The 21,548-nt window shown below is 62.2% G+C and carries 20 protein-coding genes; 13 read left to right on the plus strand and 7 right to left on the minus strand.

Annotation, left to right across the window (positions count from 1 at the left end):
• The first annotated feature begins 128 nt into the window (after positions 1–128).
• Both NVV77_RS13920 and NVV77_RS13925 read left to right on the plus strand, forming a co-directional pair.
• The gene (locus tag NVV77_RS13920) at positions 129–1,511 is read left to right on the plus strand and encodes an aldehyde dehydrogenase family protein (RefSeq protein WP_295414259.1); all 1,383 of its coding nucleotides are present in this window, start codon (positions 129–131) and stop codon (positions 1,509–1,511) included.
• A 125-nt stretch (positions 1,512–1,636) separates the two neighbouring features.
• On the plus strand, positions 1,637–2,791 hold the full coding sequence (locus NVV77_RS13925) for an iron-containing alcohol dehydrogenase (protein ID WP_295414261.1): 1,155 nt from the start codon (positions 1,637–1,639) through the stop codon (positions 2,789–2,791).
• Between the two features lie 123 nt (positions 2,792–2,914).
• On the opposite strand, the gene NVV77_RS13930 is transcribed toward NVV77_RS13925, so the two are convergent.
• Positions 2,915–4,387, minus strand: a complete 1,473-nt coding sequence (locus NVV77_RS13930; RefSeq protein ID WP_295414262.1) for a mannitol dehydrogenase family protein — start codon at positions 4,385–4,387, stop codon at positions 2,915–2,917.
• 154 nt (positions 4,388–4,541) lie between these two features.
• Here NVV77_RS13930 and NVV77_RS13935 point away from each other — a divergent pair, with 154 nt between their 5' ends.
• Positions 4,542–5,453 (plus strand): sugar kinase, encoded by a 912-nt coding sequence (locus NVV77_RS13935; protein ID WP_295414264.1) that lies wholly within the window; start codon positions 4,542–4,544, stop codon positions 5,451–5,453.
• A gap of 141 nt (positions 5,454–5,594) precedes the next feature.
• Here the strand turns inward: NVV77_RS13935 and ppk2 are convergent, their stop codons facing one another.
• The gene (gene ppk2 / locus NVV77_RS13940) at positions 5,595–6,449 is read right to left on the minus strand and encodes a polyphosphate kinase 2 (protein ID WP_295414266.1); all 855 of its coding nucleotides are present in this window, start codon (positions 6,447–6,449) and stop codon (positions 5,595–5,597) included.
• Between the two features lie 87 nt (positions 6,450–6,536).
• Here ppk2 and NVV77_RS13945 point away from each other — a divergent pair, with 87 nt between their 5' ends.
• Positions 6,537–7,829 (plus strand): ATP-binding protein, encoded by a 1,293-nt coding sequence (locus NVV77_RS13945; RefSeq protein WP_295414267.1) that lies wholly within the window; start codon positions 6,537–6,539, stop codon positions 7,827–7,829.
• A gap of 6 nt (positions 7,830–7,835) precedes the next feature.
• On the opposite strand, the gene NVV77_RS13950 is transcribed toward NVV77_RS13945, so the two are convergent.
• Both NVV77_RS13950 and NVV77_RS13955 read right to left on the minus strand, forming a co-directional pair.
• On the minus strand, positions 7,836–8,387 hold the full coding sequence (locus NVV77_RS13950) for a gamma carbonic anhydrase family protein (RefSeq protein ID WP_295414269.1): 552 nt from the start codon (positions 8,385–8,387) through the stop codon (positions 7,836–7,838).
• 163 nt (positions 8,388–8,550) lie between these two features.
• Complete coding sequence (locus NVV77_RS13955; RefSeq protein WP_295414271.1) at positions 8,551–9,960, minus strand: protein adenylyltransferase SelO; 1,410 nt, start codon at positions 9,958–9,960, stop codon at positions 8,551–8,553.
• 88 nt (positions 9,961–10,048) lie between these two features.
• On the opposite strand from NVV77_RS13955, the gene NVV77_RS13960 reads away from it, so the two are divergent.
• Together NVV77_RS13960 and NVV77_RS13965 are read left to right on the plus strand one after the other, a co-directional pair.
• Complete coding sequence (locus NVV77_RS13960; protein WP_295414273.1) at positions 10,049–10,711, plus strand: HAD family phosphatase; 663 nt, start codon at positions 10,049–10,051, stop codon at positions 10,709–10,711.
• Positions 10,712–11,077: 366 nt separating this feature from the next.
• Positions 11,078–11,983 carry a cell wall hydrolase gene (locus tag NVV77_RS13965; protein ID WP_295414275.1) on the plus strand — a complete coding sequence of 302 codons (906 nt, stop codon included), beginning with the start codon at positions 11,078–11,080 and terminating at the stop codon, positions 11,981–11,983.
• 48 nt (positions 11,984–12,031) lie between these two features.
• Here the strand turns inward: NVV77_RS13965 and pckA are convergent, their stop codons facing one another.
• Positions 12,032–13,699 carry a phosphoenolpyruvate carboxykinase (ATP) gene (gene pckA / locus NVV77_RS13970; RefSeq protein ID WP_367178624.1) on the minus strand — a complete coding sequence of 556 codons (1,668 nt, stop codon included), beginning with the start codon at positions 13,697–13,699 and terminating at the stop codon, positions 12,032–12,034.
• A 165-nt stretch (positions 13,700–13,864) separates the two neighbouring features.
• Between pckA and NVV77_RS13975 the strand changes: the two genes are divergently transcribed.
• The 5 genes from NVV77_RS13975 to NVV77_RS13995 all read left to right on the plus strand — a co-directional run bounded on the left by NVV77_RS13975 (position 13,865) and on the right by NVV77_RS13995 (position 17,834).
• Positions 13,865–14,581, plus strand: coding sequence for a response regulator transcription factor (locus NVV77_RS13975; RefSeq protein ID WP_295414278.1), 717 nt, complete (start codon positions 13,865–13,867; stop codon positions 14,579–14,581).
• Positions 14,582–14,682: 101 nt separating this feature from the next.
• Positions 14,683–16,374 carry a sensor histidine kinase gene (locus NVV77_RS13980; RefSeq protein ID WP_295414280.1) on the plus strand — a complete coding sequence of 564 codons (1,692 nt, stop codon included), beginning with the start codon at positions 14,683–14,685 and terminating at the stop codon, positions 16,372–16,374.
• Between the two features lie 146 nt (positions 16,375–16,520).
• Positions 16,521–16,991 carry a serine/threonine protein kinase gene (locus NVV77_RS13985; RefSeq protein WP_295414282.1) on the plus strand — a complete coding sequence of 157 codons (471 nt, stop codon included), beginning with the start codon at positions 16,521–16,523 and terminating at the stop codon, positions 16,989–16,991.
• Positions 16,992–17,134: 143 nt separating this feature from the next.
• Entirely contained in the window at positions 17,135–17,539 is a 405-nt protein-coding gene (locus tag NVV77_RS13990) for a PTS sugar transporter subunit IIA (RefSeq protein WP_295414283.1), read from the plus strand.
• A 1-nt stretch (position 17,540) separates the two neighbouring features.
• Positions 17,541–17,834, plus strand: coding sequence for an HPr family phosphocarrier protein (locus tag NVV77_RS13995; RefSeq protein ID WP_035079451.1), 294 nt, complete (start codon positions 17,541–17,543; stop codon positions 17,832–17,834).
• Positions 17,835–17,929: 95 nt separating this feature from the next.
• Here the strand turns inward: NVV77_RS13995 and NVV77_RS14000 are convergent, their stop codons facing one another.
• Positions 17,930–18,253, minus strand: coding sequence for a YARHG domain-containing protein (locus NVV77_RS14000; protein ID WP_295414285.1), 324 nt, complete (start codon positions 18,251–18,253; stop codon positions 17,930–17,932).
• Positions 18,254–18,421: 168 nt separating this feature from the next.
• Between NVV77_RS14000 and NVV77_RS14005 the strand changes: the two genes are divergently transcribed.
• Both NVV77_RS14005 and NVV77_RS14010 read left to right on the plus strand, forming a co-directional pair.
• Entirely contained in the window at positions 18,422–19,345 is a 924-nt protein-coding gene (locus NVV77_RS14005) for a VOC family protein (RefSeq protein WP_295414287.1), read from the plus strand.
• A gap of 46 nt (positions 19,346–19,391) precedes the next feature.
• A complete protein-coding gene (locus tag NVV77_RS14010; RefSeq protein ID WP_295414289.1) occupies positions 19,392–19,937 on the plus strand; it encodes a DUF924 family protein in 546 nt (181 codons plus the stop codon).
• Positions 19,938–20,052: 115 nt separating this feature from the next.
• On the opposite strand, the gene NVV77_RS14015 is transcribed toward NVV77_RS14010, so the two are convergent.
• A complete protein-coding gene (locus NVV77_RS14015; RefSeq protein WP_295414291.1) occupies positions 20,053–21,294 on the minus strand; it encodes an aminopeptidase in 1,242 nt (413 codons plus the stop codon).
• Positions 21,295–21,548 lie beyond the last annotated feature (254 nt).

Genomic DNA, 21,548 nt, shown 5'->3' on the forward strand with positions numbered 1-21,548 from the left:
CCGGCAATCCATCTTGCCGCCGCATGGACTACCGGGACAAGCCCGGTAGTGACGAAGGAATGGGGGCGGCTGGTGGGTTCTCTCGAGAGCCACCCGGCAATGATACAAAGTTTGAACGGAATAAAAGCATGACCGAGACGGTCCAGATCATTTCTCCCGTGAGCGGAAACGTCTTTGCCGAGCGGCAGACGCTGGATGGTGCTGCCATCGCCGCGGCCGTAAGCCGGGCCAAGGCGGCGCAGCGGGTCTGGCGCGCGGTGGCGGTGGCCGAGCGCGTTGCGGCGGTGGGGCGCATGGTCGATGCGCTGCTCGCCATGAACGACGAGATCGTGCCGGAACTGGCCTGGCAAATGGGGCGGCCGATCCGCTTTGGCGCGGAAAAGCGGGGGGTCGAGGAACGCAGCCGGCATATGCTTGGCATCGCCGAGACGACGCTGGCGCCGTCCATGCGGCCCGAGAAAGAGGGTTTTGTGCGCTATATCGCGCATGAGCCGCTCGGCGTGGTGCTGGTTATCGCGCCCTGGAATTATCCGTTCCTGACGGCAGTCAATTCCATCGTTCCGGCGCTGGTGGCGGGCAATGCGGTGCTGTTGAAGCATGCGAGCCAGACGCTGCTGGCCGGCGAGCGCTTTGCCGCCGCGGCCAAAGCAGGCGGGCTACCGGAGGGCATTTTTCAGAACCTTGTCCTGAGCCATTCGGACACGGAAAAACTCGTTGGGTCGGGCGAGATCGACCACATCAATTTCACCGGATCGGTGGAAGGCGGGCGGCGGATCGAGAGGGCAGCGGCCGGGACTTTTGCCACACTGGGCCTTGAGCTTGGTGGCAAGGACCCGGCCTATGTCCGCGCCGATGCCAATCTCGATTTTGCCGCCGAAAACCTCGTCGACGGCAGCTTTTTCAATTCGGGGCAATCGTGCTGCGGCGTCGAGCGCATCTATGTGCATGCCGAGGTGTTTGACGGTTTTGTCGAACGGTTCATCGAGCAGGCGCGGGGCTGGACCCTGGGCGATCCGCTCGATCCCGACACCATTGTCGGGCCAATGGCGCGCGGCAATTTTGCCGATCATGTGCGCCAGCAGACTGAGGAAGCCGTGCGCGGCGGCGCGAGGCGGCATCTCAACTGGGGCGATGCCCGCGATATGGCGGGCTCGCCTTATCTGGCGCCGGAAGTGCTTACCGGCGTCAATCACCAGATGAGCGTCATGCGCGAGGAGAGTTTTGGGCCGGTCGTCGGCATCATGAAGGTGGTTGATGATGCCGAGGCGATCACGCTGATGAATGACAGTCCCTATGGGCTGACGGCGTCGATTTGGACGGCAGATATTGCTGCCGCCGGACGGATTGGCGGCGAGGTCGAGACCGGCACGGTTTTCGCCAATCGCTGCGACTATCTTGATCCCGCGCTCGTTTGGACGGGTGTGAAGGATACTGGCAAGGGCGGGGGCCTGAGCGAGATCGGCTACCACAATTTGACCCAGCCCAAGAGTTTTCATCTACGGCGGGTTTGAAGACACTCTCCACCCCGCTCGATGTCACTCCGGCGAAGGCCGGGGTCCAACTTGAGATCTCAGGATGGATCCCGGCCTTCGCCGGGATGACAGCGGTGGGTAGGTTGTATTGAGGGACCAAAAGCATGACCAAAGCCAACTGGAATTATCCGACCGCCGTCCGCTTCGGGGCGGGGCGTATTGCCGAATTGCCCGATGCGCTGAAGGTGGCAGGAATTAAGAAACCCCTGCTGGTGACCGATGCGGGGCTGGCGGCATTGCCGGTAACGCAAAAAGTGCTGGCGGATTTGAAGGCCGGGGGCATCGAGGTCGGGCTTTTCTCTGATGTAAAACCCAACCCGATTTCGGCCAATGTCGAGGCCGGCACAAAAGTGCTGCGCGAGGGTGGCTATGACGGGGTCATCGCTTTTGGCGGTGGTTCCGGGCTCGATACGGCCAAGGTGATTGCCTTCATGGCCGGACAGACGCGGCCCATGTGGGACTTTGAGGATATTGGCGATTGGTGGACGCGGGCCGATCCCAAGGGGATTTTCCCGATTGTCGCCGTGCCGACGACGGCGGGGACCGGCTCGGAAGTCGGGCGCGCCGGCGTTATCACCGACGAGACGACGCACACCAAGAAGGTGATCTTTCATCCGCTGATGATGCCCAAGGTCGTCATCGCCGATCCCGAACTGACCGTGGGCATGCCAAAGTTCATCACCGTGGGCACGGGCATGGATGCGTTGGCGCACTGCCTGGAGGCCTATTGCGCGCCGGGATACCATCCGCTGGCCGACGGCATTGCGGTCGAGGGTATTCGGCTGGTTTTTGAAAACCTGCCCAAGGTGGCGGCTAATCCCAACGATATCGAAGCGCGCGGCCATATGATGAGTGCGGCGGCCATGGGGGCGACGGCTTTCCAGAAGGGGCTGGGGGCCATTCACGCGCTGAGCCACCCGGTGGGGGCGCTCTACGACACGCATCACGGCATGACCAATGCCGTCTTCATGCCCTACGTGCTGCAGGCGAATAAATCGGCCATCGAAGGCAAGATCGCGCGGCTGGCGGCCTATATCGGGCTGGCGCCGAGTTTTGACGCGTTCCTGCATGCAGTGATCGGGCTGCGGCTGCGATTGGAAGTGCCGCATACGCTGAGGGATTTTGGCGTGGATGATGCCCAGCGGGACAAGATCGGCGATATGGCCATTGTTGACCCTACGGCGGGCGGCAATCCCGTGGAGCTGACGAAGGAGCGGGCGCTGGCGATTTTCGATCGGGCGCTGGAGGGCAAGGTTTAGGCCCCGGAACGCCCACTCTCTCGGTGTCATTCCCGCGAAAGCGGGAATCTCACTTTTGGGAAATAGAGATTCCCGCTTTCGCGGGAATGACGCCGTGGGAATAGCGAGTGCGCCGTTTCCCGATCAGCCAGCGACCTTGGCCACAGTCGCCTTGGCGCCTTCATCGAAGAGGCTTTCAAGGTGGCGCACGACCGTGTCGCGGAACACGGCGTTTCCGGCCAGGTCCGTACCGAAAACCTCCGTCAGGCTCGACAGCCCCTCATAGAGCGCCACCGGATCGTCCCCGGCATCGGCCGCAATGGCCATCATCTTCAGCGCATGCGGATCCCTGACGTCGATCTCATTGCCTTCCTCGTCAATGCCGGTGACATAGCGCATCCAGGCGGCGACGCCGAGGGCGAGGCGGGTGATCGGTTTTTCGGCCTTGAGACGATCGCGGATGGTGCCGAGGAGGCGCTGCGGCAGTTTTTGGCTGCCGTCCATGGCGATCTGCCAGGTGCGGTGTTTTAGGGCCGGGTTGCGAAAACGTTCGAGGAGCTGGTCGCGATAGAAGCCCAGGTCGGTGCCGGGCATATCGAGTGTCGGCATGGCTTCTTCGGTCATCAGGCCGTGGATGAGCTTTACGTAGGCCGCGTCGCCCATGACCTCGGCGATATATTGGTAGCCGCCGAGATAGCCCAGGTACGCCATAGTCGAATGCGAGCCATTGAGCATGCGCAGCTTCATCAGCTCGAAGGGTTCAACATTTTGCACCAGCTGCGCGCCGGCCCTTTCAAAGGCCGGGCGGCCCGACGGAAAATGGTCTTCGATCACCCACTGGGTAAAAAGCTCGGTCATGATCGGCCAGGCGTCTTCGGCGCCGATCAGGCTTGTCACTTCTTCGCGGTCGGCATCGGTCGTGGAGGGCACGATGCGGTCGACCATGGTTGAGGGGAAGGCGACCGTTTTGACCCATTCGCCGATAGCGGCGTCACGCAGGGCGGCAAAGCGGGTGACGATGCGCTTGGCGGTTTCGCCATTGGAGGGGAGATTGTCGCAGCTCATCACCGTGAAGGGCGCGATGCCGGCGGCCTTGCGGCGAGCCAGGGCTTCGACCAGCATGCCGGGGGCGGACTTCGGCGCGGCGGGATTGGCGAGGTCATGCACGATATCGGGATGCCGTTGGTCGAGTTCGCCGGTCGCCGGGTCGTGGCAATAGCCCTTTTCGGTGACGGTCAGCGAGACGATGCGGATATTTGGTGATGCCATCAGGTCGAGGAGGGTGTCGCGCTCGGTATTGGCGTCCATGACCGAGAGGATGGAGCCGATGACGCGCGGATGCGTGCCCGCGGCATCGCGCACGGCGATGGTGTAGAGCCCGCCTTGCGGCTCCAGGGCGTCCTTGGTGTCGGGGCGGCGGAGGCTGGCGCCGACAATGCCCCAGCTCGGGTCTTGGGCGAGGAGGTCGTCGACATAGACGGCCATATGCGCGCGGTGGAAGGCGCCGATGCCCAGATGCACGATGCCGGGGGTCACCTTGGCCCGATCATAGTTCGGCACGCCAATGCCCGGCTTGAGGGAGCCAAGGGTGGCGGGGCTGAGGCGCGGGCTGGTCATGACGGCTCCGTGGAAGACAAATCGGGCGCAGCATAGTGGCTTCCAATCTTGTATGGAAGACTAGTTGCGGCTAGGTACGCTTGTTTATGGGTTGCAGGCTTGTCCGCGCAAGCGGCGCCCGGCATAAGCCTTTGGAGGAATTGGGAGGATGGCCATGGCCGGCAAGCGGATCGTCAGCATTGGCGAATGCATGATCGAAATGAGCGGCGGCGAAGATCGCACCTATCGCCTCGGCTATGCCGGCGACACGCTCAACACGGCCTGGTATCTCCGCGCGCTCTTGGGGAAGGGCTGGGACGTCGACTATGTGACGGCGTTGGGCAAGGACCGCTATTCCGACGATATCCGCGCCTTCCTCAAGACCAATGACATCGGCACCGATCATATCGGTACCATTCCCGAGCGGCGGCCGGGGCTCTATATGATCCACCAGGACAAGGGCGACCGGCATTTTACCTACTGGCGCGACCAGTCGGCGGCAAAGCTGCTGGCCGACGACAAATCGGCGCTGCAAAAGGCGGTCGAGGGCGCGAGCCTTGTTTATTTCTCCGGCATTACCCTTGCTATTCTCGCGCCCAAGGCGCGGGGGCGTTTGCTGGGGGCTATCGTCAAGGCGCGGGACAATGGCGCCAGGATTGCTTTCGATACCAATCTGCGGCCGGCCTTGTGGTCGAGCCCGCGGGTCATGGCCTCGGTGCTGACGGCGGCGGCGAGCCTTTGCGATATCGTGTTGCCGACGCACACGGACGAGGCGCCGCTCTTTGGTGACAAGAACGTGGATGAGACGGCTGAGCGCTATCTCGAACTTGGGGTCGAGGAAGTGGTGGTCAAGGACGGCGCGAAGGAAGCGCTGATTGCGACGGCCTCCGAGCGGGTGCGGATTTCGCCGAAACCGGCCGAGAAGGTGGTGGATGCCACTGGGGCCGGGGATAGTTTTAATGGCGGCTATCTCTCGGCCCGGCTCAACGGCAAGTCGATCCGTGAGGCGGCGGAAGAGGCGCATCGCGTGGCCGGTGTGGTTATTGGCCACAAGGGTGCATTGGTGGAGCCGAAGTTTTTGAAATAGGGTGCTTGCCGTAAGGCCCCCTCACCCGGCCCTACGGGCCGACCTCTCCCCCAAAGGGAGAGGTCGGAGTGTGCCAAAGTCGCGAAGCGACACCTCTCCCTTTGGGGGAGGTCGACGGCGTAGCCGGCGGGTGAGGGGGCCTTATTCCCCATCCATCTTCAAGAATTCTTCCGCGCTCAGCACGATCTTGTCGTCGATCTTGCCGATGGCCTTCTTGTCCTTGCCCTCGTAGTCGAACCCATTGAGCACGGTGCGGATGACATTGAGCCGCAGCCGGCGCTTGTCATTGGCGCGGATGACGGTCCAGGGCGCATGGGCGCAATCGGTGCGCTCCAGCATGCGGTCCCTGGCTTTGGAATAATCGTCCCACTTGTTCAACGCTTCGAGATCGATGGGCGATAGTTTCCAGGTTTTGAGCGGATCGTGCCGGCGATCGTGAAAGCGCTTCAATTGCATTTCGCGGCCGATCGAGAGCCAGAACTTGAAGAGGCGGATGCCGTCCTTTGTCAGGCGCTTTTCAAATTCCGGGGCTTCATCGAGGAACAGTTCGGTTTCTTCGGGCGTGCAAAACCCCATGACCGGCTCGACGCCGGCGCGGTTGTACCAGGAGCGGTCAAACAGCACCATTTCGCCCGATGCCGGCAGCCAGTCGATATAGCGCTGAAAATACCATTGCGTGCGCTCGCGATCGTTGGGCTTGGGCAGCGCCGCGATAAGATTGAAGCGCGGGTTGAGGTTTTCGAGGATCGTCTTGATGGTGCCGCCCTTGCCGGCAGCATCGCGCCCTTCGAAGACGAGGACGATGCGCTCGCCCGCCTTGGCCGTATGGGCCTGCAGCAGCACGAGTTGCTTTTGCAGCGCATAAAGCTGCGTGTCATATTCATCCCCGTCGAGCTTGTCGTCATAGGGAAAGCCGCCCGATTTCAGGGCCGCCTTCTTGATGGCGGAAGGTAGCTCGGGATTGTTGATGTCAAAGCCAGTTAGGGGATCGCTCACGCTGTCGCTCCATTGTCACAGGTACCGTGCTAGAAGTTTCGATCCCGCGCAAGTGGCGGGAGTAAGCGCTTGATTCGGCAGTCAAAAATGGACGATTCCCAGTCGCCCCAGACATTGCTGCGTGGCCAGGCTATCTTGGCGCGCATCCTCAACTATGCCGGGCTCCTTCTGGGGCTCGCCGGCCTTTTTGTCGCGCTGGTACTTTTTGGCAATCTGCGGCCCGATTTTGCAGCGCTCGGCTATCTCGTGGCGCTGGCTTTCGTTGCCTTCCTGCCCATGCCCGTCCGGACGGTCACGCGGATTGTAGAGACACCGGTCGTCCCCGTGCTGCCCGAAGGGCCGGGCGAAGATGTCATGGCCGCCTTTGCCGAGGCGTTGGGCGAGGCCTGTCTCGTGCTCGATCGGCGCGGTGCGGTTGCCTATCGCAATCAGGCGGCGGCGAGCCAATATCCCAATGTGCAGAGGGGCAAGGTTCTTACCCTCGTCATGCGCAATCCCGAACTGGTGGCGGCCGTGGATGCGGCCCTGCGCACCGGTACGCCGCATAGTTTTGAGCTGCACGAGACGCTGCCGAGCGAAACCTGGGACCGCGTCACCGTGGCGCCCATTCGCAGCCCCGGCAGCGATTGGCTGGAGGAAGATGATCGGCACCTGCTGGTGACTTTCCAGAGCCTGACTGAACTCAAGCGCGTCGATGCCATGCGCACCGATTTCATCGCCAATGCCAGCCATGAGCTGCGCACGCCGCTGGCTTCCTTGCTGGGCTTTATCGATACCCTGCTTGGCCCGGCGGCGCGCGACGCGGTGGCGCGCGAAAAATTCCTCGGCATCATGCGCGGCCAGGCCGACCGCATGAGCCGGCTGATCGATGATCTGCTGAGCTTGTCGCGCATCGAAATGTATCAGCATGTGCGCCCGACCGGTTCGGTGGATCTGGCGGGGCTCTTGCGCGAAGTGCGCGAGGGGCTGCAGACCCAGGCCAAGGCAGCCGAACTCGACGTGGTGCTGGACCTGCCCGAGGGGCCGGTAACGGTGGTCGGCGACCGCAACCAGCTCTATGAAGTTTTCGAAAACCTTGTCGACAACGCCATCAAATATGGCGCCGATGGCAAGACGGTGGATGTGTCGCTGACCTCGATTGATCGCGGTGGCTTCAAGCACCTCGTCAGCGTCGTTGACCATGGGCCGGGCGTCGAGCCCGAGCACGTGCCGCGCATGACCGAGCGGTTCTATCGCATCGAGGTGGAAACGAGCCGCAAGAAGAAGGGCACGGGCCTGGGCCTTGCCATCGTCAAGCACATTGTCCAGCGGCATCGCGGGCAGATTTCCATCAAGAGCCGGCCCGGCGAGGGCCTGCGCGTGGATGTTATGCTGCCATAGGGCCGTTTAGGCCGGGTCGAAATCACCCGGCGGATGCACTTCCACAAGGCCTGCCGCAAAGCGTTTGGCATTCTTCACATACCGATCGGCAGAAGCCGTGAGGCCGGCAATGGCTTCGGCGTCGAGCGTGCGGATCACCTTGCCGGGGGCGCCGACGACGAGAGAATTGTCGGGGATTTCCTTGCCTTCGGTGATGAGCGCATTGGCGCCGATCAGGCAGTTTTTTCCGATCTTTGCGCCGTTGAGCACGGTGGCGCCCATGCCGATCAGCGTGTTGTCGCCAATGGTGCAGCCATGGATGATGGCGCTGTGGCCGATCGTGCAGTTTTCGCCGATCAAGAGGGGAAAACCCTTGTCGGTATGGAGGACGCAGTTTTCCTGCACATTGGAGCGCGCGCCGATGGTTATGCGCTCGATATCGCCCCGCGCGACAACGCCGAACCAGATGCCGACTTCGGGGCCGACATGGCAGGCGCCGATGAGCACGGCGGTTGGAGCGATCCAGCCGACCTCGGGGGTGATTTCCGGCGTGATCCCGTCGAGGGCGTAGATGGGCATGGGGTCCTCCGTGATTTTGGGTAGTCTACTCGGCTAGGGGCGAGGCCGGTACCCCCACCCTTAATCCCTCCCCACAAGGGGGAGGGAGACGATGGAACCGTAGCGCCTCAGTCTGCGCCTCCCTCCCCCTTGTGGGGAGGGAACGAGGGTGGGGGTGCTGCGGCTAGATTTTCACGCCATAGGCATCGCGCATCTCGGCAATCTCTCCCAGCGTCTGGTGAAAAAGCGCCCAGTCATCGCGCTCGGCGATTGGCGCCCAGATAGCTTCCATTTCATCGATCAGCATCGTCCGCGGCTTTTCGCGGGCGAAATAGGGATGGTCGAGGTTGACGTCGCCCGCGGGCCCGAATGTTTCCAACAGATCCGTCAGCGGCCGGAATGCGTCCGTCGCATAAAACTCCGCCGAGGGACTGCGTGCGGCCCGTTCGGCGCTGAGGCTGCCGCCGCGCCAGTCGAAGAAGAACTGCTCATAGGGCGCCTTGCTGGCCGAGAGGAAGCCGAAGAGCGCCGTGACGAAGGCGTTGTTGCTGTCTTCGTCGCGGGGCGAGAGGCCGAGGCGGCGGAGCATGGCGAGGGGAAGCTGCGTGCGGAAGATGGGCCAGACGGTGTTGAGCGCCGGCTCTAGTGCTTCGATATTGGAAAGCGGCAGCAGGCATTCGGCGAGGCGGGTGAGGTTCCAGGCAAGCGTATCGGGCTGGCGGCCAAAGCTATAAAGGCCCGCCTGGTCGAAATAGGCCGCGGTGAAATCTGGATCGTAGACCGGCAGGAAGCGCCAGGGGCCGTAGTCAAAGCTCTCGCCCGTGATGTTGATATTGTCGGTGTTGAGCACGCCATGGACGAAGCCGGCAGCGATCCATTGTGCGCCGAGGAGGGCGACCTTTTCGACCACGGCTTCGAGGAGGGCCGCGGCCGGATCGGCGGCTCCGATGAGATGCGGATAATAGTTGGCGATGGAATGATCGACGAGGCGACGGAGATTGTCAGTGTCTTCGAGATAGGCCAGCCGCTGAAAAGTGCCGATGCGGATATGGCTGTGGCTGAGGCGGGTCAGCACGGAAGAGCGGGTCGGCGAGGGTTCGTCGCCGCGATAAAGCTCTTCGCCGGTTTCGACCAATGAAAAACTCTTGGACGTATAGACGCCCAGCGCTTCGAGCATTTCGGTGGCCAGCACTTCGCGGACGCCACCCTTGAGCGTCAGGCGGCCATCGCCGCCACGCGACCAGGGCGTCTTGCCAGAGCCCTTGGTGGCGAGGTCGAGCAGGCGCCCATCCACCGGGTCGATGCACTGCGCAAACAAAAAGCCGCGGCCGTCGCCGAGGTCGGGATTGTAGGTGCGGAACTGGTGGCCGTGATAGCGCAGGGCCAGGGGTTTTGGCAGCGAGCCGGGCAGCGGTTCGAAGCGGCCAAAGTGTTTTAGCCACTCGTCCTCCGTCAGCTTGCCGAGGCCGATGCGTTGGGCCCAGCGCTGGTCGCGGTGGCGCAAAATTACCTTGGGAAAATCGGCTGCTGCTACCGGGTCGAAGAAGTCGCGGCCAAGGTCGGCATGGCTTTTGGCGGGGATAAACTGGGTCATGTCGGCTCTATGTTTCGGCCCGTGCTGCAAGGCTCGCTTGCGCCCTCGTGTCTGGCGTGCCGGGTCAAATCGGCCTATATCATTTGAGATGATACAGCTTGCACCATTTCAGGCCGCCATCTTCGATATGGACGGCACTTTGCTCGACACCGAAGCGGTCTTCAAGACCATCGTCTTCGAGGTCTGTACCGACCTTGGCTTCGAAATGACCGACGACGTCCATCGTTCCATGGTCGGCGGCAGCCATGAGCGCACCAACCAGCTTTTGCTCGAAGCCTATGGCGTCAGTTTTCCCTATGCCCTGTTCGATGAAAAGTGCCGCGTCAGCATGCGCGAGCGCTCGCATGGTGGCGTGCCGGTAAAGCCCGGCGTCCACGATTTTATCGCGGCGCTCCACGCCAATAATATTCCTACCGCGGTCGCGACTTCATCGCGAAACCCGCATGCCCAGCACCATCTGAGTGCGGCGGGTCTGCTCGACTTGTTCGAGACCATCGTCACGCGCGATGATGTGACCCATCCCAAGCCCCATCCCGAGCCCTATCTGACCGCGGCGAGCCGGCTGAAGATCGACCCGGCCAATTGCCTCGCGCTCGAGGACAGCCTTGCCGGCGTCCATGCCGCGCATGCGGCCGGTATGCAGACCGTGATGGTTCCCGATCTCGTCCATCCCAATGACGAGGTTCTGGCGCTCGGCATTTCCGTGATGGAAAGCCTCGTGCACGTCCACAAGGCGGCCTTCCCGCACTGACGGAAAAGTCTTGGACGGGCGTATTTTGCGCCCGTCTTGACGTTAACGGCAGGAGCCAGACCTGTGTTCCCGCCGCATCGATCTGTTAAGAATCAGACGCGCTAAAAAGCGCATAAAATTCTAATTTCTTCCGAAAACCTTTGGTCAGTACGTTGCAAGCCCATGGATTTCATGGGTTTTCAAGATCGGCTTTGCGCATTAACCGTGTTTTAAGAAGCTAAGGCGCATGGTTAACCAGCTGTAAATTTTGGCTTCCATCTCTCTGCGGGCTTGGCTAGGGTGCCCCCGCAAAGACGGATTGCGAATGCGATCCAACCAGAAGGCCCGCCGGAGGTAACGGTAGGGCTCAGGGGCAAGGACGGGGCATTGACTTCACGCTGGGGGCACAAGTTCTCGCGCGCCGCTTTCAAAGTGGCTGCACTCGCCGCGACGGCACTCGTCGTTGGCGTGATCGCCTCGCCCCTCATCGTCCATGCCAACGAAACCGACCTCGTCCTGCCGCTCGACATTCCGGCCCCCATCGCTCAGGTCCGCACGCAGCCCGCTCTTGGCGCCACCATGGTGCCGCTCGCGCCGGGCCAGCAGAAGCTGACCGATGCTCTGCTTTCCAACTATGTCGCGCGCCAGCAGCAGCTTCGCTCGGTCGATGTGACCGAGGGTGGCGTGCAGCCCCCGCTCTCGACCGAAATGCTGATGGGCTATATCGCCCGCGGCTCACTCGATGGCGGCAATACCGCGCTTTCGGCCATCGACAGTTTCATGAAGCCCGCCGCGCCGGCGCATCAGCCGACGGTGACGCCGGACCTGCTCGCGGCCTATGTGGCCAGCGGCTACCAGCCGACCGCCAAGCGCGCTGAAGTTGCCAATGCAGAGCGCGATTGCCTTGCCCAGGCGATCTATCACGAAGCCCGCGGCGAAAGCGCTGCCGGTCAGTTGGCCGTGGCCAATGTCATCGTCAACCGCGCCCGTTCGGACAAGTATCCGTCCTCGCTTTGCGGCGTGATCTATCAGGGCGCCAACCAGGGCCGCTACCGCTGCCAGTTCACCTTTGCCTGCGATGGTCGCGGCGATGCGCCGGGCGAACGCCAGGCCTGGGCCCGCTCCATGGCGCTCGCCAAGGACGTCTATGCCGAATATGCGACCGGCGCAGAAATCGGTGCGGTTCCGGACTCGGTGCTGTTCTACCACACCACCAATGTGCGCCCGTCCTGGTCCTACACTTTTAGCCGCGTGGCCGAAGTCGGATCGCACATCTTCTATTCGCCGAACTGAGTTTTTCCCGGTCGGGAAACGAAAAGGGCGCCAGTGGCGCCCTTTGTTTTATTCGGCTGCCTGCAGCAGTTGCGGGCCAGCTTCCGCGTCGGCCTCGGGGCCGAACTTCTTGAAATTGTTGCGGAAGAGGTCGACGAGTTTCGTTGCCTGGATGTCGTAGGCGTCGGTGTCGGCCCAGCACTGGCGCGGGTCGAGGAGGCGCGGATCGACGCCGGCGACGGTGACCGGCACGGCAAAGCCGAAGAGCGGGTCGAGGCGGGTCGGGGCATCGTCGAGCGAGCCATCGAGCGCTGCGGTGAGGAGGCGGCGCGTGGACGCGATGTCGATGCGCTTACCCTCGCCATAGGCGCCGCCGATCCAGCCGGTATTGAGGAGCCAGGCTTGCGCGCCGCTGGTGCGCAGGCGCTCGGCCAGCATGTCGCCGTAAACCGTTGGGTGCAAAGGCATAAACGGCGCACCGAAGCAGGCCGAGAAGGTGGCTTGCGGCTCAGTGACGCCGCGTTCGGTGCCGGCGACCTTGGCTGTGTAGCCCGAGAGGAAATGGTAGACGGCCTGTTCGGGCGTCAGTTTTGCCAAAGGCGGGAGGACGCCGAAAGCGTCGGCCGTGAGGAAGACCACGGTTTTGGGCGTGCCGCCGACGCTGCCCGGAGCGAGCGAGGGCAGGACGTCGAGCGGGTAGGCCGCGCGGGTGTTTTCGGTGAGCGATACGTCGTCAAATGCTGGCACATTGTTAGCATCGAGCACGACATTTTCTAGCACCGTGCCAAAAGTACGGGTGGCCGCGAAGATTTCCGGCTCGGCCGAGGCACTCAGCTTCACCGTCTTGGCGTAGCACCCACCTTCGAGGTTGAAGACGCCGTCTGCACTCCAGCCATGTTCGTCGTCGCCGATCAGCGGTCGGGCGGGGTCGTTGGAAAGCGTCGTCTTGCCGGTGCCTGAAAGGCCGAAGAACAGCGCGGCCTCCCCGTCGGGGCCGAGATTGGCCGAGCAGTGCATGGGGAGGACGTCGTCCGCCGGGGCGTGGAAGTTGAAGAGCGAGAAGACGCTCTTCTTGATTTCGCCGGCATAGCGCGTGCCGCCGATGAGGACCACGTTGCGGCTCACGTCGAGGGCAATGACGGTTTCGGTGCGCGTGCCGTGGCGGGCCGGGTCTGCCGTGAACAGCGGCGCGTGGATGATGGTGACCGGGGTGGCCGTGTCCGACGCTTCAATACCTTCTCCCGGGCGGATGAGCAGATTGCGGATGAAGAGGGCGTGCCAGGCGCTAGGGGTGAGTACGGTAACGCCATATTGGTGGCGTGGATCGGCCCCGGCGAGGAGGTCCTGGCGGTAAAGGTTCTGGCCAGCAAGGTGCGCCTTGATGTCGCTGAGGAGCAGGTCGAACTGGGCCGGGGTGAGCGTACCCGAATTGTCCCACCAGACCTTTTCCTCGGTCAGGGCATCGCGGACGATGAACTTGTCCTTGGGCGAGCGGCCGGTAAAGGCGCCGGTTTCGACCGACAGGGCGCCATGAGCCGCCAGTTTGGCGCCACCATGGACGAGCGCATCGGCAACCAGTTGGGGGGCAATGGCGTTTGCGCTGAGTGATAGTGCGGCTTCGACGATGGCCCGGCGCAGGGTGTTGTGGTCAAAATCACTCATTTTTCGTCTCCATCGGGCGCCGCGCGGGGCAGCAGGTGGAGAGAAAAATAGGCAGGCCAATCCCCCGCCAGCCATCCCGAAATCGGTCGTAAGACGGAAGTCGCAGCCATTTCGTAGGGGGTCGGGCACTGGCTAGAGGCTTGGCCCCGCCTTATTTAACGCGTAATTGTCGCCTGCAACGTCGCGTGAGGGGCCGCTGGTCCCAACAAGATGCAAGCGTCGCAACTAGAAAGGCAGAATATGCCCAAGATCGCCCTCGTGGACGACGACCGGAACATTCTTACCTCCGTTTCCCTCACCCTCGAGGCGGAAGGCTATCAGGTAGCGACTTATACCGACGGGGCCTCGGGCCTTGAAGGCCTGACCACCGACAAGCCTGATCTGGCCATTCTCGACATCAAGATGCCGCGCATGGATGGCATGGAACTGCTGCGGCGCCTCCGCCAGAAGTCCGATGTGCCGGTGATCTTCCTCACCTCCAAGGACGAGGAAATCGACGAGCTGTTCGGCCTCAAGATGGGCGCCGACGACTTTATTACAAAACCCTTCAGCCAGCGCCTGCTGGTCGAGCGCGTCAAGGCGATCCTGCGCCGTTCGGCGCCGCGTGATCCTTCGGCCGCCGCCGGTCCCACGGGCGAACCTGTGCCGGGCAAGGCGCTGATCGAGCGCGGCTCGCTAGTGATGGACGAAGAGCGCCACACCTGCACCTGGAAGGGCCAGCGCGTGACGTTGACCGTCACCGAATTCCTCATTCTTCAGGCTTTGGCTTTGCGCCCCGGTGTCGTAAAATCGCGAAATGCGCTGATGGATGCGGCCTATGACGATCAGGTCTATGTCGACGACCGGACCATCGACAGCCACATCAAGCGGTTGCGGAAAAAGTTCAAGGCGACCGACGACGACTTTGAAATGATCGAGACGCTCTATGGCGTCGGCTATCGCTTCAAGGAGCAATAAGGAACTTCGTGGCCACCATCGATCCTCAAGTCGAGGGAAGGCGTCCCGAGCGGGACGCTGAGCCTGCTCCTGTTGGAAAAGGGAGCAGGCGCGGCTGGCGCATGGCGCTCAAGCCGCTTGGCCAGGTCATCGTGGCGCTGCGGCGCTTCGTCGATTTCACCATTTTCTCGAGCCTGACGCGCCGCATCATCGTGCTCAACCTTGCCGGGCTGCTGGTGCTGGTCGTGGGCATTTTGTACCTCAACCAATGGCGTGCAGGCCTCATCGATGCGCGCGTGCAATCGCTGCGCGTGCAGGGCGAAATCATTGCCGCTGCCATTGCGGCTTCGGCGACCGTCGATAGCGATGTCATCTCCATCAATCCCGACCGACTGATCGAATTGCAGGCGGGCAATGTTTCCCCGCTCTCCTATTTCGATCCCTCGCTGGAATTTCCCATCAGCCCCGAACGCGTCGCGCCTCTCTTGCGCAACCTGATCACGCCGACGCGGACACGGGCGCGCATCTATGATCAGCAGGGCCTGCTTATCCTCGACAGCGACAATATCTATGCGCGCGGCGAGGTAATCCGGCAGCAGATCGACACCTCAAAGTCGCAGCGTTTTTTCCTGTTCGACTGGTGGAACGCCATGATCGCCTGGGCGCCGGGCGACAATTTCTCAAAATACCAGGAATATGGGGCCGACGAGGGGACGCGCTATCCCGAAGTGGCCTCGGCCCTGCAGGGCGCCCCGGCCGATTTCGTGCGCGTCGATGAGCATAACCAGCTTGTTGTTTCCGTAGCCGTGCCGGTGCAGCGCCTGCGCGCTGTGGTCGGCGCCATCCTGCTCTCGACGGCGCCGGGCGATATCGACTCGGTGGTGGCGCAGGAGCGCTGGAGCATTTTGCGCATCGCCATGATTGCCGCGGGCGTGCAGATCGCGCTGTCGCTGCTGCTGGCCGGCACCATTGCCGGCCCGATGCGGCGCCTGTCGGCGGCGGCCGAGCGGGTGCAGACGGCGGGCAATGCGCGTGCGGAAATTCCAGACCTGACCGATCGACCCGACGAAATCGGCCATCTCTCAGGCGCGCTGCGGCGCATGACCGATGCGCTCTATAATCGCATCGAAGCCATCGAGCGCTTTGCCGCCGACGTGGCGCATGAGCTGAAGAACCCGCTGACCTCGTTGCGCTCGGCCGTCGAAACGCTGCCGCTGGCCAAGAAGCCGGAAGACCGGGAGCGCCTCAACGCCATCATCCAGCATGACGTGAAACGCCTCGACCGGCTGATTACCGACATTTCGAGCGCCAGCCGACTCGACGCCGAACTGGCGCGCGAAAGCGCCGAACTGGTCGATGTCGAAAAGCTGGCCGAGGCCATGGTCGGCATCCAGAAGGACGTGGCGGCAGGCCGGCAGGTCAATGTCGTCATGGGCAAGCGCCTTGGGCGCGGTTCGACCGTGATCACCGGGCACGAAAGCCGCCTGGCGCAGGTGCTGGCCAATCTGATCGACAATGCGGTGTCGTTTTCGCCAGTCGATGGCACGGTGACGGTGACGGTTTCGACGGAGACCGACATGATCGTCGTGACGGTCAGCGACGAGGGCCCGGGCATTACCGGCGATGTCAGCCGCATCTTCCAGCGCTTCTATACGGACCGGCCGGAAACCGAGAGCTTTGGCAATCACTCCGGGCTCGGGCTGTCGATTTCCAAGCAGATCGTCGATGCACACAAGGGCACGATCAAGGCGCAGAACCGGACGGATCGGTCTGGCGCGCTGTTTACCGTGTCGCTGCCGAAGACGCGGCGGTAATTTTTGGAGATCGTGGCTCTCACACCCCCACCCTTCCTCCCCCATCAAGGGGGAGGTGGCGTATCCAGTTTTTGGCTAGAATCGTGCCCCACACGCGATCTGCACCTCCCCCTTGATGGGGGAGGCTGGGCGGGGGCGTCTGCGCGATGCTGAACGCCAGCGAAAACATCCACGCGACCGCCATTCTGCTCGACGGCAAAGGTGTGCTCCTTCGCGGGCCTTCGGGCTCGGGAAAGTCGCTGCTCGCTCTCTATCTCCTCGATGTCTTCGGCTCCCGCGGGCGCGATGCCGCGCTGGTTTCCGATGACCGGGTCGACCTCGAAATTGATGGCGCCTCCATCCGGCTCTACGCCCCAAACGCCATCGCTGGCCTCATTGAACTGCGCGGTCACGGCATTGTCAGCCGGCCCCATCAAAGTGGCAAAAGGCTCGATCTGGTGGTTGATCTCGTGCCGACCCTTGAACGGATGCCTGAGGAGCACGATTTCAAAGTCAGGCTTTTGGGCCTCGAAATCGCCCGTTGCCCGGTACCACAGGCGGGTGTGATAGGAATCGAACACCAGCGCCTCTTGATCGAAGAGGCGCTGGGCGCAATCGCTATACCCTCTGGAGGGTGACAATTTATCGCTTGCAACCGGTGTCATCGGGGGCAAGACTGGCGCCCGCTCCCAAATGCACCCGAGGCAGGGAGCGGGGGCTTATTGGACTGGGATGAGGTTGCGTCCTCGAATAAGGCGCAGTCATCGTCTGGGGAGAATGCATGATCGGGTTGGTTCTGGTGACGCATGGCGCGCTGGCGGATGAGTTCAAGCTGGCGCTGGAACATGTTGTTGGACCCCAGGAACAGTGTGAGACCATCGCCATCGGTCCTGAAGACAATGCGGAAACGCGGCGTGAGGACATTCTGGCGGCGATCGACCGGGCCGACAGCGGCGATGGTGTGATCATTCTCACCGATATGTTCGGCGGCACGCCGTCGAACCTGGCCATTTCAGTGATGCAGAACCGCAATGTCGAGGTGATCGCGGGCGTCAACCTGCCCATGCTGGTCAAGCTCGGGCGCGTGCGCGGCGATCTCGCTCTGACCGATGCGGTGGCTCTCGCGCAGGAAGCGGGCCGCAAGTATATTACGGTCGCCAATTCCATCCTTGGTGGAGCATCCTGAAATGGATGGTGATCGTGCCGTCGCCCAGCAACTGACCATCGTCAACCGCAAGGGTTTGCACGCGCGCGCATCGGCGCGCTTCGTGCGTACGGCGGAGTGTTTTGATGCGTCGTTGCACGTCATCAAGGACGGTCAGTCGGTCAACGGCAATTCCATCATGGGCCTGATGATGCTCGGGGCCGGGCCGGGCTCGACCATTCTGGTGCAGGCCACCGGCAAGCAGGCGCGCGAGGCGCTGGAAGCCATTGTCGAGCTGGTGAACAACGGCTTTGACGAGGACAATGAGGGCGTTTGAGGTTTTCTCGCGCTTGACCCGAGGACGTTTCACTTATTTCTGGCGCAGCACGTGCAGGGCCCTCGGGTCAAGCCCGAGCGTGACGGCCGGGTGGCTCAATTGCAGCCGCGCGATTTTTCGACCGAGGCAATCGTCGCGACATTCTCCCGCTCGACCGCGTTCAGCTTTACCTGCGCCTGATTGGTGATGAAGCAGCCTTCATTGCCAAAGGCGTTCTTGGCGCGTTGGGTGGAAAAGCAATAGCCGTTCTGCTTGTAGATCCAGTTGCGCACTTCCCACAGCGACTGGCAGGACAATTGGCGCAGGTCCGAGCGCCGGAAATAGTCGCTGTCGTCGCAGCCGATCATTTCATAGCAATTGGCAAATGCACTCGACATGCTGGCGAGCATGGCCAGCGTCACGGCAAACCCTCTGAGCATCCTGTCCTCCTCTTCCCGCTCGATCAAAGCACGGATTGACGACATCAGGAAGATTGCTGATTGGGGCGGTTTGGGCGAACGAAGCCTTCGGTGTCGTTTCCATAGAAGTTGCGATGCCGCGGGCCTAGATTGAGTTCAGTTCAAGTTCAGCCCTTTTGGGAGGTCGGCATGATCGACACATCCGTTCAGACAGTGGTGAAGTCAAAACCTCAATTGCCGCTCAGCACGACGCTGGGCCCGGTTCATATCGCCGTGACCGATCGCGCCCGTGCGCTTGCCATCTGGCAGGATGTGGTCGGGCTCGAGCTGATCGCCGAGACGGGCAATCTCTTGCAGCTCGGTGCGGGCGGAAAAGTGCTGATCGTGCTCGAAACGGGTGCCGTGCGTCCCGCCGTGCCGCGCAGCATCGGGCTCTATCATGTTGCCGTGCATGTGCCGGCCCGGGTGGACCTGGCACAGATGGCGGTGCGGGCGCTGCAGCGCAATGTGCGCATTTCCCCGACCGACCACCTCGTCAGCGAAGCCATCTATCTCTGGGATTTTGACGGCAACGGCATCGAGATCACCTTCGAGACGCCGTGGCGCGGCTCGCTGGGCGATCCCGAAAAGGGTGAAACCTATGCCCTGACTGCCGAGGGAAAACCGCATTCGGGACGCGAACCCATCGACCTCGATGGCCTCCTGGGCGAATTGGGCCCGGCACCGGTGCTTGCTCCGCGCATGCCTGCCGGGACGCGGATCGGGCATATCCATGTGCATGTGAATGACCTCAACATGGCCATGGATTTTTATCGCGACGTCATCGGCTTTGCCGGTTTTCTGCTGATCAATTCCTTCGGCATGGGCGATGTCGGGCTCGACTACATGCCCCATACCGTGGCGTTCAACATCTGGTCCGGCCCCAATGCCGGCCTGCCGCCGGCGGGATCGGCGGGCCTGCGCTGGTTCACCATTGCCGTGCCTGGGGCCGAGCATTTCGATGCGGTTGTCGGCCGGCTGGAAAAGGCCGGAGCGCCGATCGAACGGCTGGACAAGGGCATTGAAACGCAGGATCCCTTCGGCAATCGCATTCGCGTAGTCTTGGCAAACTAAAAGCCAGTCTGCTGCGTTTTGCTTCAAGCTGGGCAAGGGGGAAGACATGCGCACTGCAGATGACGTCCTGAACTTCTGGTTCGTCGAGCACGGACCGGAAGACTGGTTTGCCGGCAAGGCCGAGTTTGATGCCAAGATCGCGGAGGTCTTTGGCCAGACCCATTCCCATGTCTCCAAGGGCGAGGCTTGGGAATGGCGGGCCAAACCGTCCGGACGACTGGCCGAGATCATCGTGCTCGACCAGTTCTCGCGCCAGCTGTTCCGCAATTCGCCGCTCGCCTTCGCACAGGACAAGATGGCGCTGGTGCTGGCGCAGGAAATGGTCGGGCAGGGGCTCGATATGCGCTTCGAGCAGCCGCGGCGGGGTTTTATCTATTTGCCCTTCATGCACGCGGAATCGGCGGCGATCCAGTCGGCCTCGGTGCGGCTCTATGAGGCGCTGGGGGACGAGGATCAGCTCAAATATGCGGTCGCCCATCGCGAGACGGTCGACCGCTTTGGGCGTTTTCCCTTCCGGAACGCGCCGCTAGGGCGCGAGAGCACGAAGGAAGAGCTGGCCTATATGGAAGAGCAGGCTGAGCGGAAGTTTTAGTTTTTTGCAACTTCCCCCACGGTGTCATTCCCGCGAAAGCGGGAATCCCGTGCCGAAACAGAGATCCCCGCTTTCGCGGGGATGACGTGGTGTTTGGGCAAGGGGAAGAGGGCGTTTAGAACGCCCATTCACCCTTGCGCATGACCGGCTCGACCGTGCCGTCGGCATGAACGCCGTCGATGTCGATCTGGTCCGACCCGATCATCCAGTCGATATGGATGAGGCTCTTATTGCCGCCTTGTGCAAAGATCTGGTCGGGCGAAAGTTCCTTGCCGCCTTCAAAGCAGTCGGCATAGCACTGGCCCATGGCGATGTGGCACGAGGCGTTTTCGTCGTAGAGCGTGTTGTAGAACAGGATGCCCGAGGCCGAGATCGGCGAGGAATGCGGCACGAGGGCCACTTCGCCGAGGCGGCGGGCGCCTTCATCGGTGTCGAGCACCTTGTTGAAGACGTCCTGGCCCTTGGTGGCCTTGAGTTCGACAAGAACGCCGCCTTCGAAGCGCGCCTGGATGTTTTCGATCAGCGTGCCGTTGTGCGAGAGCGGCTTGGTGGCAGCCACGGTGCCTTCGACGCGCAGGCGATGCGGGGTCGTGAACACTTCTTCGGTCGGAATGTTGGGGTTGCAGGTGACGCCATTCTTGGCTTCCGACGCGCCGCCCTTCCAGCGGTGACCATCGGCAAGGCCAATGGTGAGGTCAGTGCCCGGACCCTTGTACTTGAGGGAAGAAAACTTCTTGCCGTTGAGCCAGGTCCAGCGCGCCTTGAGGTTGGCATTGTGCGCCTTCCAGGCGGCAATCGGGTCGTCCTGATCGACGCGTGACGCCTTGAAGATGGCATCGGCGAGCTTAGCGATCGCGACGTCTTCGGCATCGTTTGGGAAGACCAGCTTGGCCCAGGCCGGGGTCGGGTAGGAAACGATGTTCCAGTTGATATCAAAGCCGGTGATCAGCTCCAGCGCCGGGCGATAGGCGGCTGAATTGGCGCGGTTGGCGCGCGAGACTTTTTCCGAGTCCTGGCCGGCCAGCATCATCGGATTGTCGCCCGAAATGGCAAGGCGCGCGGTATTGTTCTTGTAGGCCTCGGCCATGCCCGCATAGAGCCAGCCCGCGGCGCGATCAAAGCTCTTGTCATTGGCATATTTGTAGCGGGCGAGCGTTGCTTCCTCGTCGGAATAGATCGAGGTGACGAGGCCAGCGCCGGCCTTATAGGCATGCTCGGTGATGCGGCGCACCAGCGGCGCCGCGACCATCGGCGCTGTGATGATGAGATCCTGGCCCTCGGCCAGTTGCAGGCCGACCTTGATCGCCACTTCGCCGAGTTTGTCGAGTTTGGTGGGATCGATGGGGGAATTGCTCATCGGGGCAAAGCCTTCTTTTTGTTGAATCGGTTGGCCGAAGCCTATCGTCCCCAAATGCGCCGCGCCACCCGCGCAAATCGTAAAATCCGTTGATCTCAATCAAGGTTGGCCGCCCGGCGCGGGCGGATATGGAGCCATCACCTTTGGAGGCTTTCCATGACCGTTCTCATTGTTGCCGTCGCCATTATCTTCGGTGCCTTCGCCGCTGCCATGGCCTATGCCGAATTCCAGACCCGCGGGATTTTCGCACCGGG

Origin of the sequence: Devosia sp. (assembly GCF_024707125.1) — a bacterium.
Taxonomy (GTDB): Bacteria; Pseudomonadota; Alphaproteobacteria; order Rhizobiales; family Devosiaceae; genus Devosia.

Coding starts and splice junctions, on each gene's coding strand:
- NVV77_RS13995 (WP_035079451.1), top strand. CDS start 17,541: ATGGATGGTGATCGTGCCGTCGCCCAGCAACTGACCATCGTCAACCGC.
- NVV77_RS13930 (WP_295414262.1), bottom strand. CDS start 4,387: ATGACCAGCCCGCGCCTCAGCCCCGCCACCCTTGGCTCCCTCAAGCCG.
- NVV77_RS13975 (WP_295414278.1), top strand. CDS start 13,865: ATGCCCAAGATCGCCCTCGTGGACGACGACCGGAACATTCTTACCTCC.
- NVV77_RS14015 (WP_295414291.1), bottom strand. CDS start 21,294: ATGAGCAATTCCCCCATCGATCCCACCAAACTCGACAAACTCGGCGAA.
- NVV77_RS13990 (WP_295414283.1), top strand. CDS start 17,135: ATGATCGGGTTGGTTCTGGTGACGCATGGCGCGCTGGCGGATGAGTTC.
- NVV77_RS13985 (WP_295414282.1), top strand. CDS start 16,521: ATGCTGAACGCCAGCGAAAACATCCACGCGACCGCCATTCTGCTCGAC.
- NVV77_RS13980 (WP_295414280.1), top strand. CDS start 14,683: ATGGCGCTCAAGCCGCTTGGCCAGGTCATCGTGGCGCTGCGGCGCTTC.
- NVV77_RS13950 (WP_295414269.1), bottom strand. CDS start 8,387: ATGCCCATCTACGCCCTCGACGGGATCACGCCGGAAATCACCCCCGAG.
- NVV77_RS13945 (WP_295414267.1), top strand. CDS start 6,537: ATGGACGATTCCCAGTCGCCCCAGACATTGCTGCGTGGCCAGGCTATC.
- NVV77_RS14010 (WP_295414289.1), top strand. CDS start 19,392: ATGCGCACTGCAGATGACGTCCTGAACTTCTGGTTCGTCGAGCACGGA.
- NVV77_RS13925 (WP_295414261.1), top strand. CDS start 1,637: ATGACCAAAGCCAACTGGAATTATCCGACCGCCGTCCGCTTCGGGGCG.
- NVV77_RS13960 (WP_295414273.1), top strand. CDS start 10,049: ATGATACAGCTTGCACCATTTCAGGCCGCCATCTTCGATATGGACGGC.
- pckA (WP_367178624.1), bottom strand. CDS start 13,699: ATGGCTGGCGGGGGATTGGCCTGCCTATTTTTCTCTCCACCTGCTGCC.
- NVV77_RS13935 (WP_295414264.1), top strand. CDS start 4,542: ATGGCCGGCAAGCGGATCGTCAGCATTGGCGAATGCATGATCGAAATG.
- NVV77_RS14000 (WP_295414285.1), bottom strand. CDS start 18,253: ATGCTCAGAGGGTTTGCCGTGACGCTGGCCATGCTCGCCAGCATGTCG.
- NVV77_RS13955 (WP_295414271.1), bottom strand. CDS start 9,960: ATGACCCAGTTTATCCCCGCCAAAAGCCATGCCGACCTTGGCCGCGAC.
- NVV77_RS14005 (WP_295414287.1), top strand. CDS start 18,422: ATGATCGACACATCCGTTCAGACAGTGGTGAAGTCAAAACCTCAATTG.
- NVV77_RS13920 (WP_295414259.1), top strand. CDS start 129: ATGACCGAGACGGTCCAGATCATTTCTCCCGTGAGCGGAAACGTCTTT.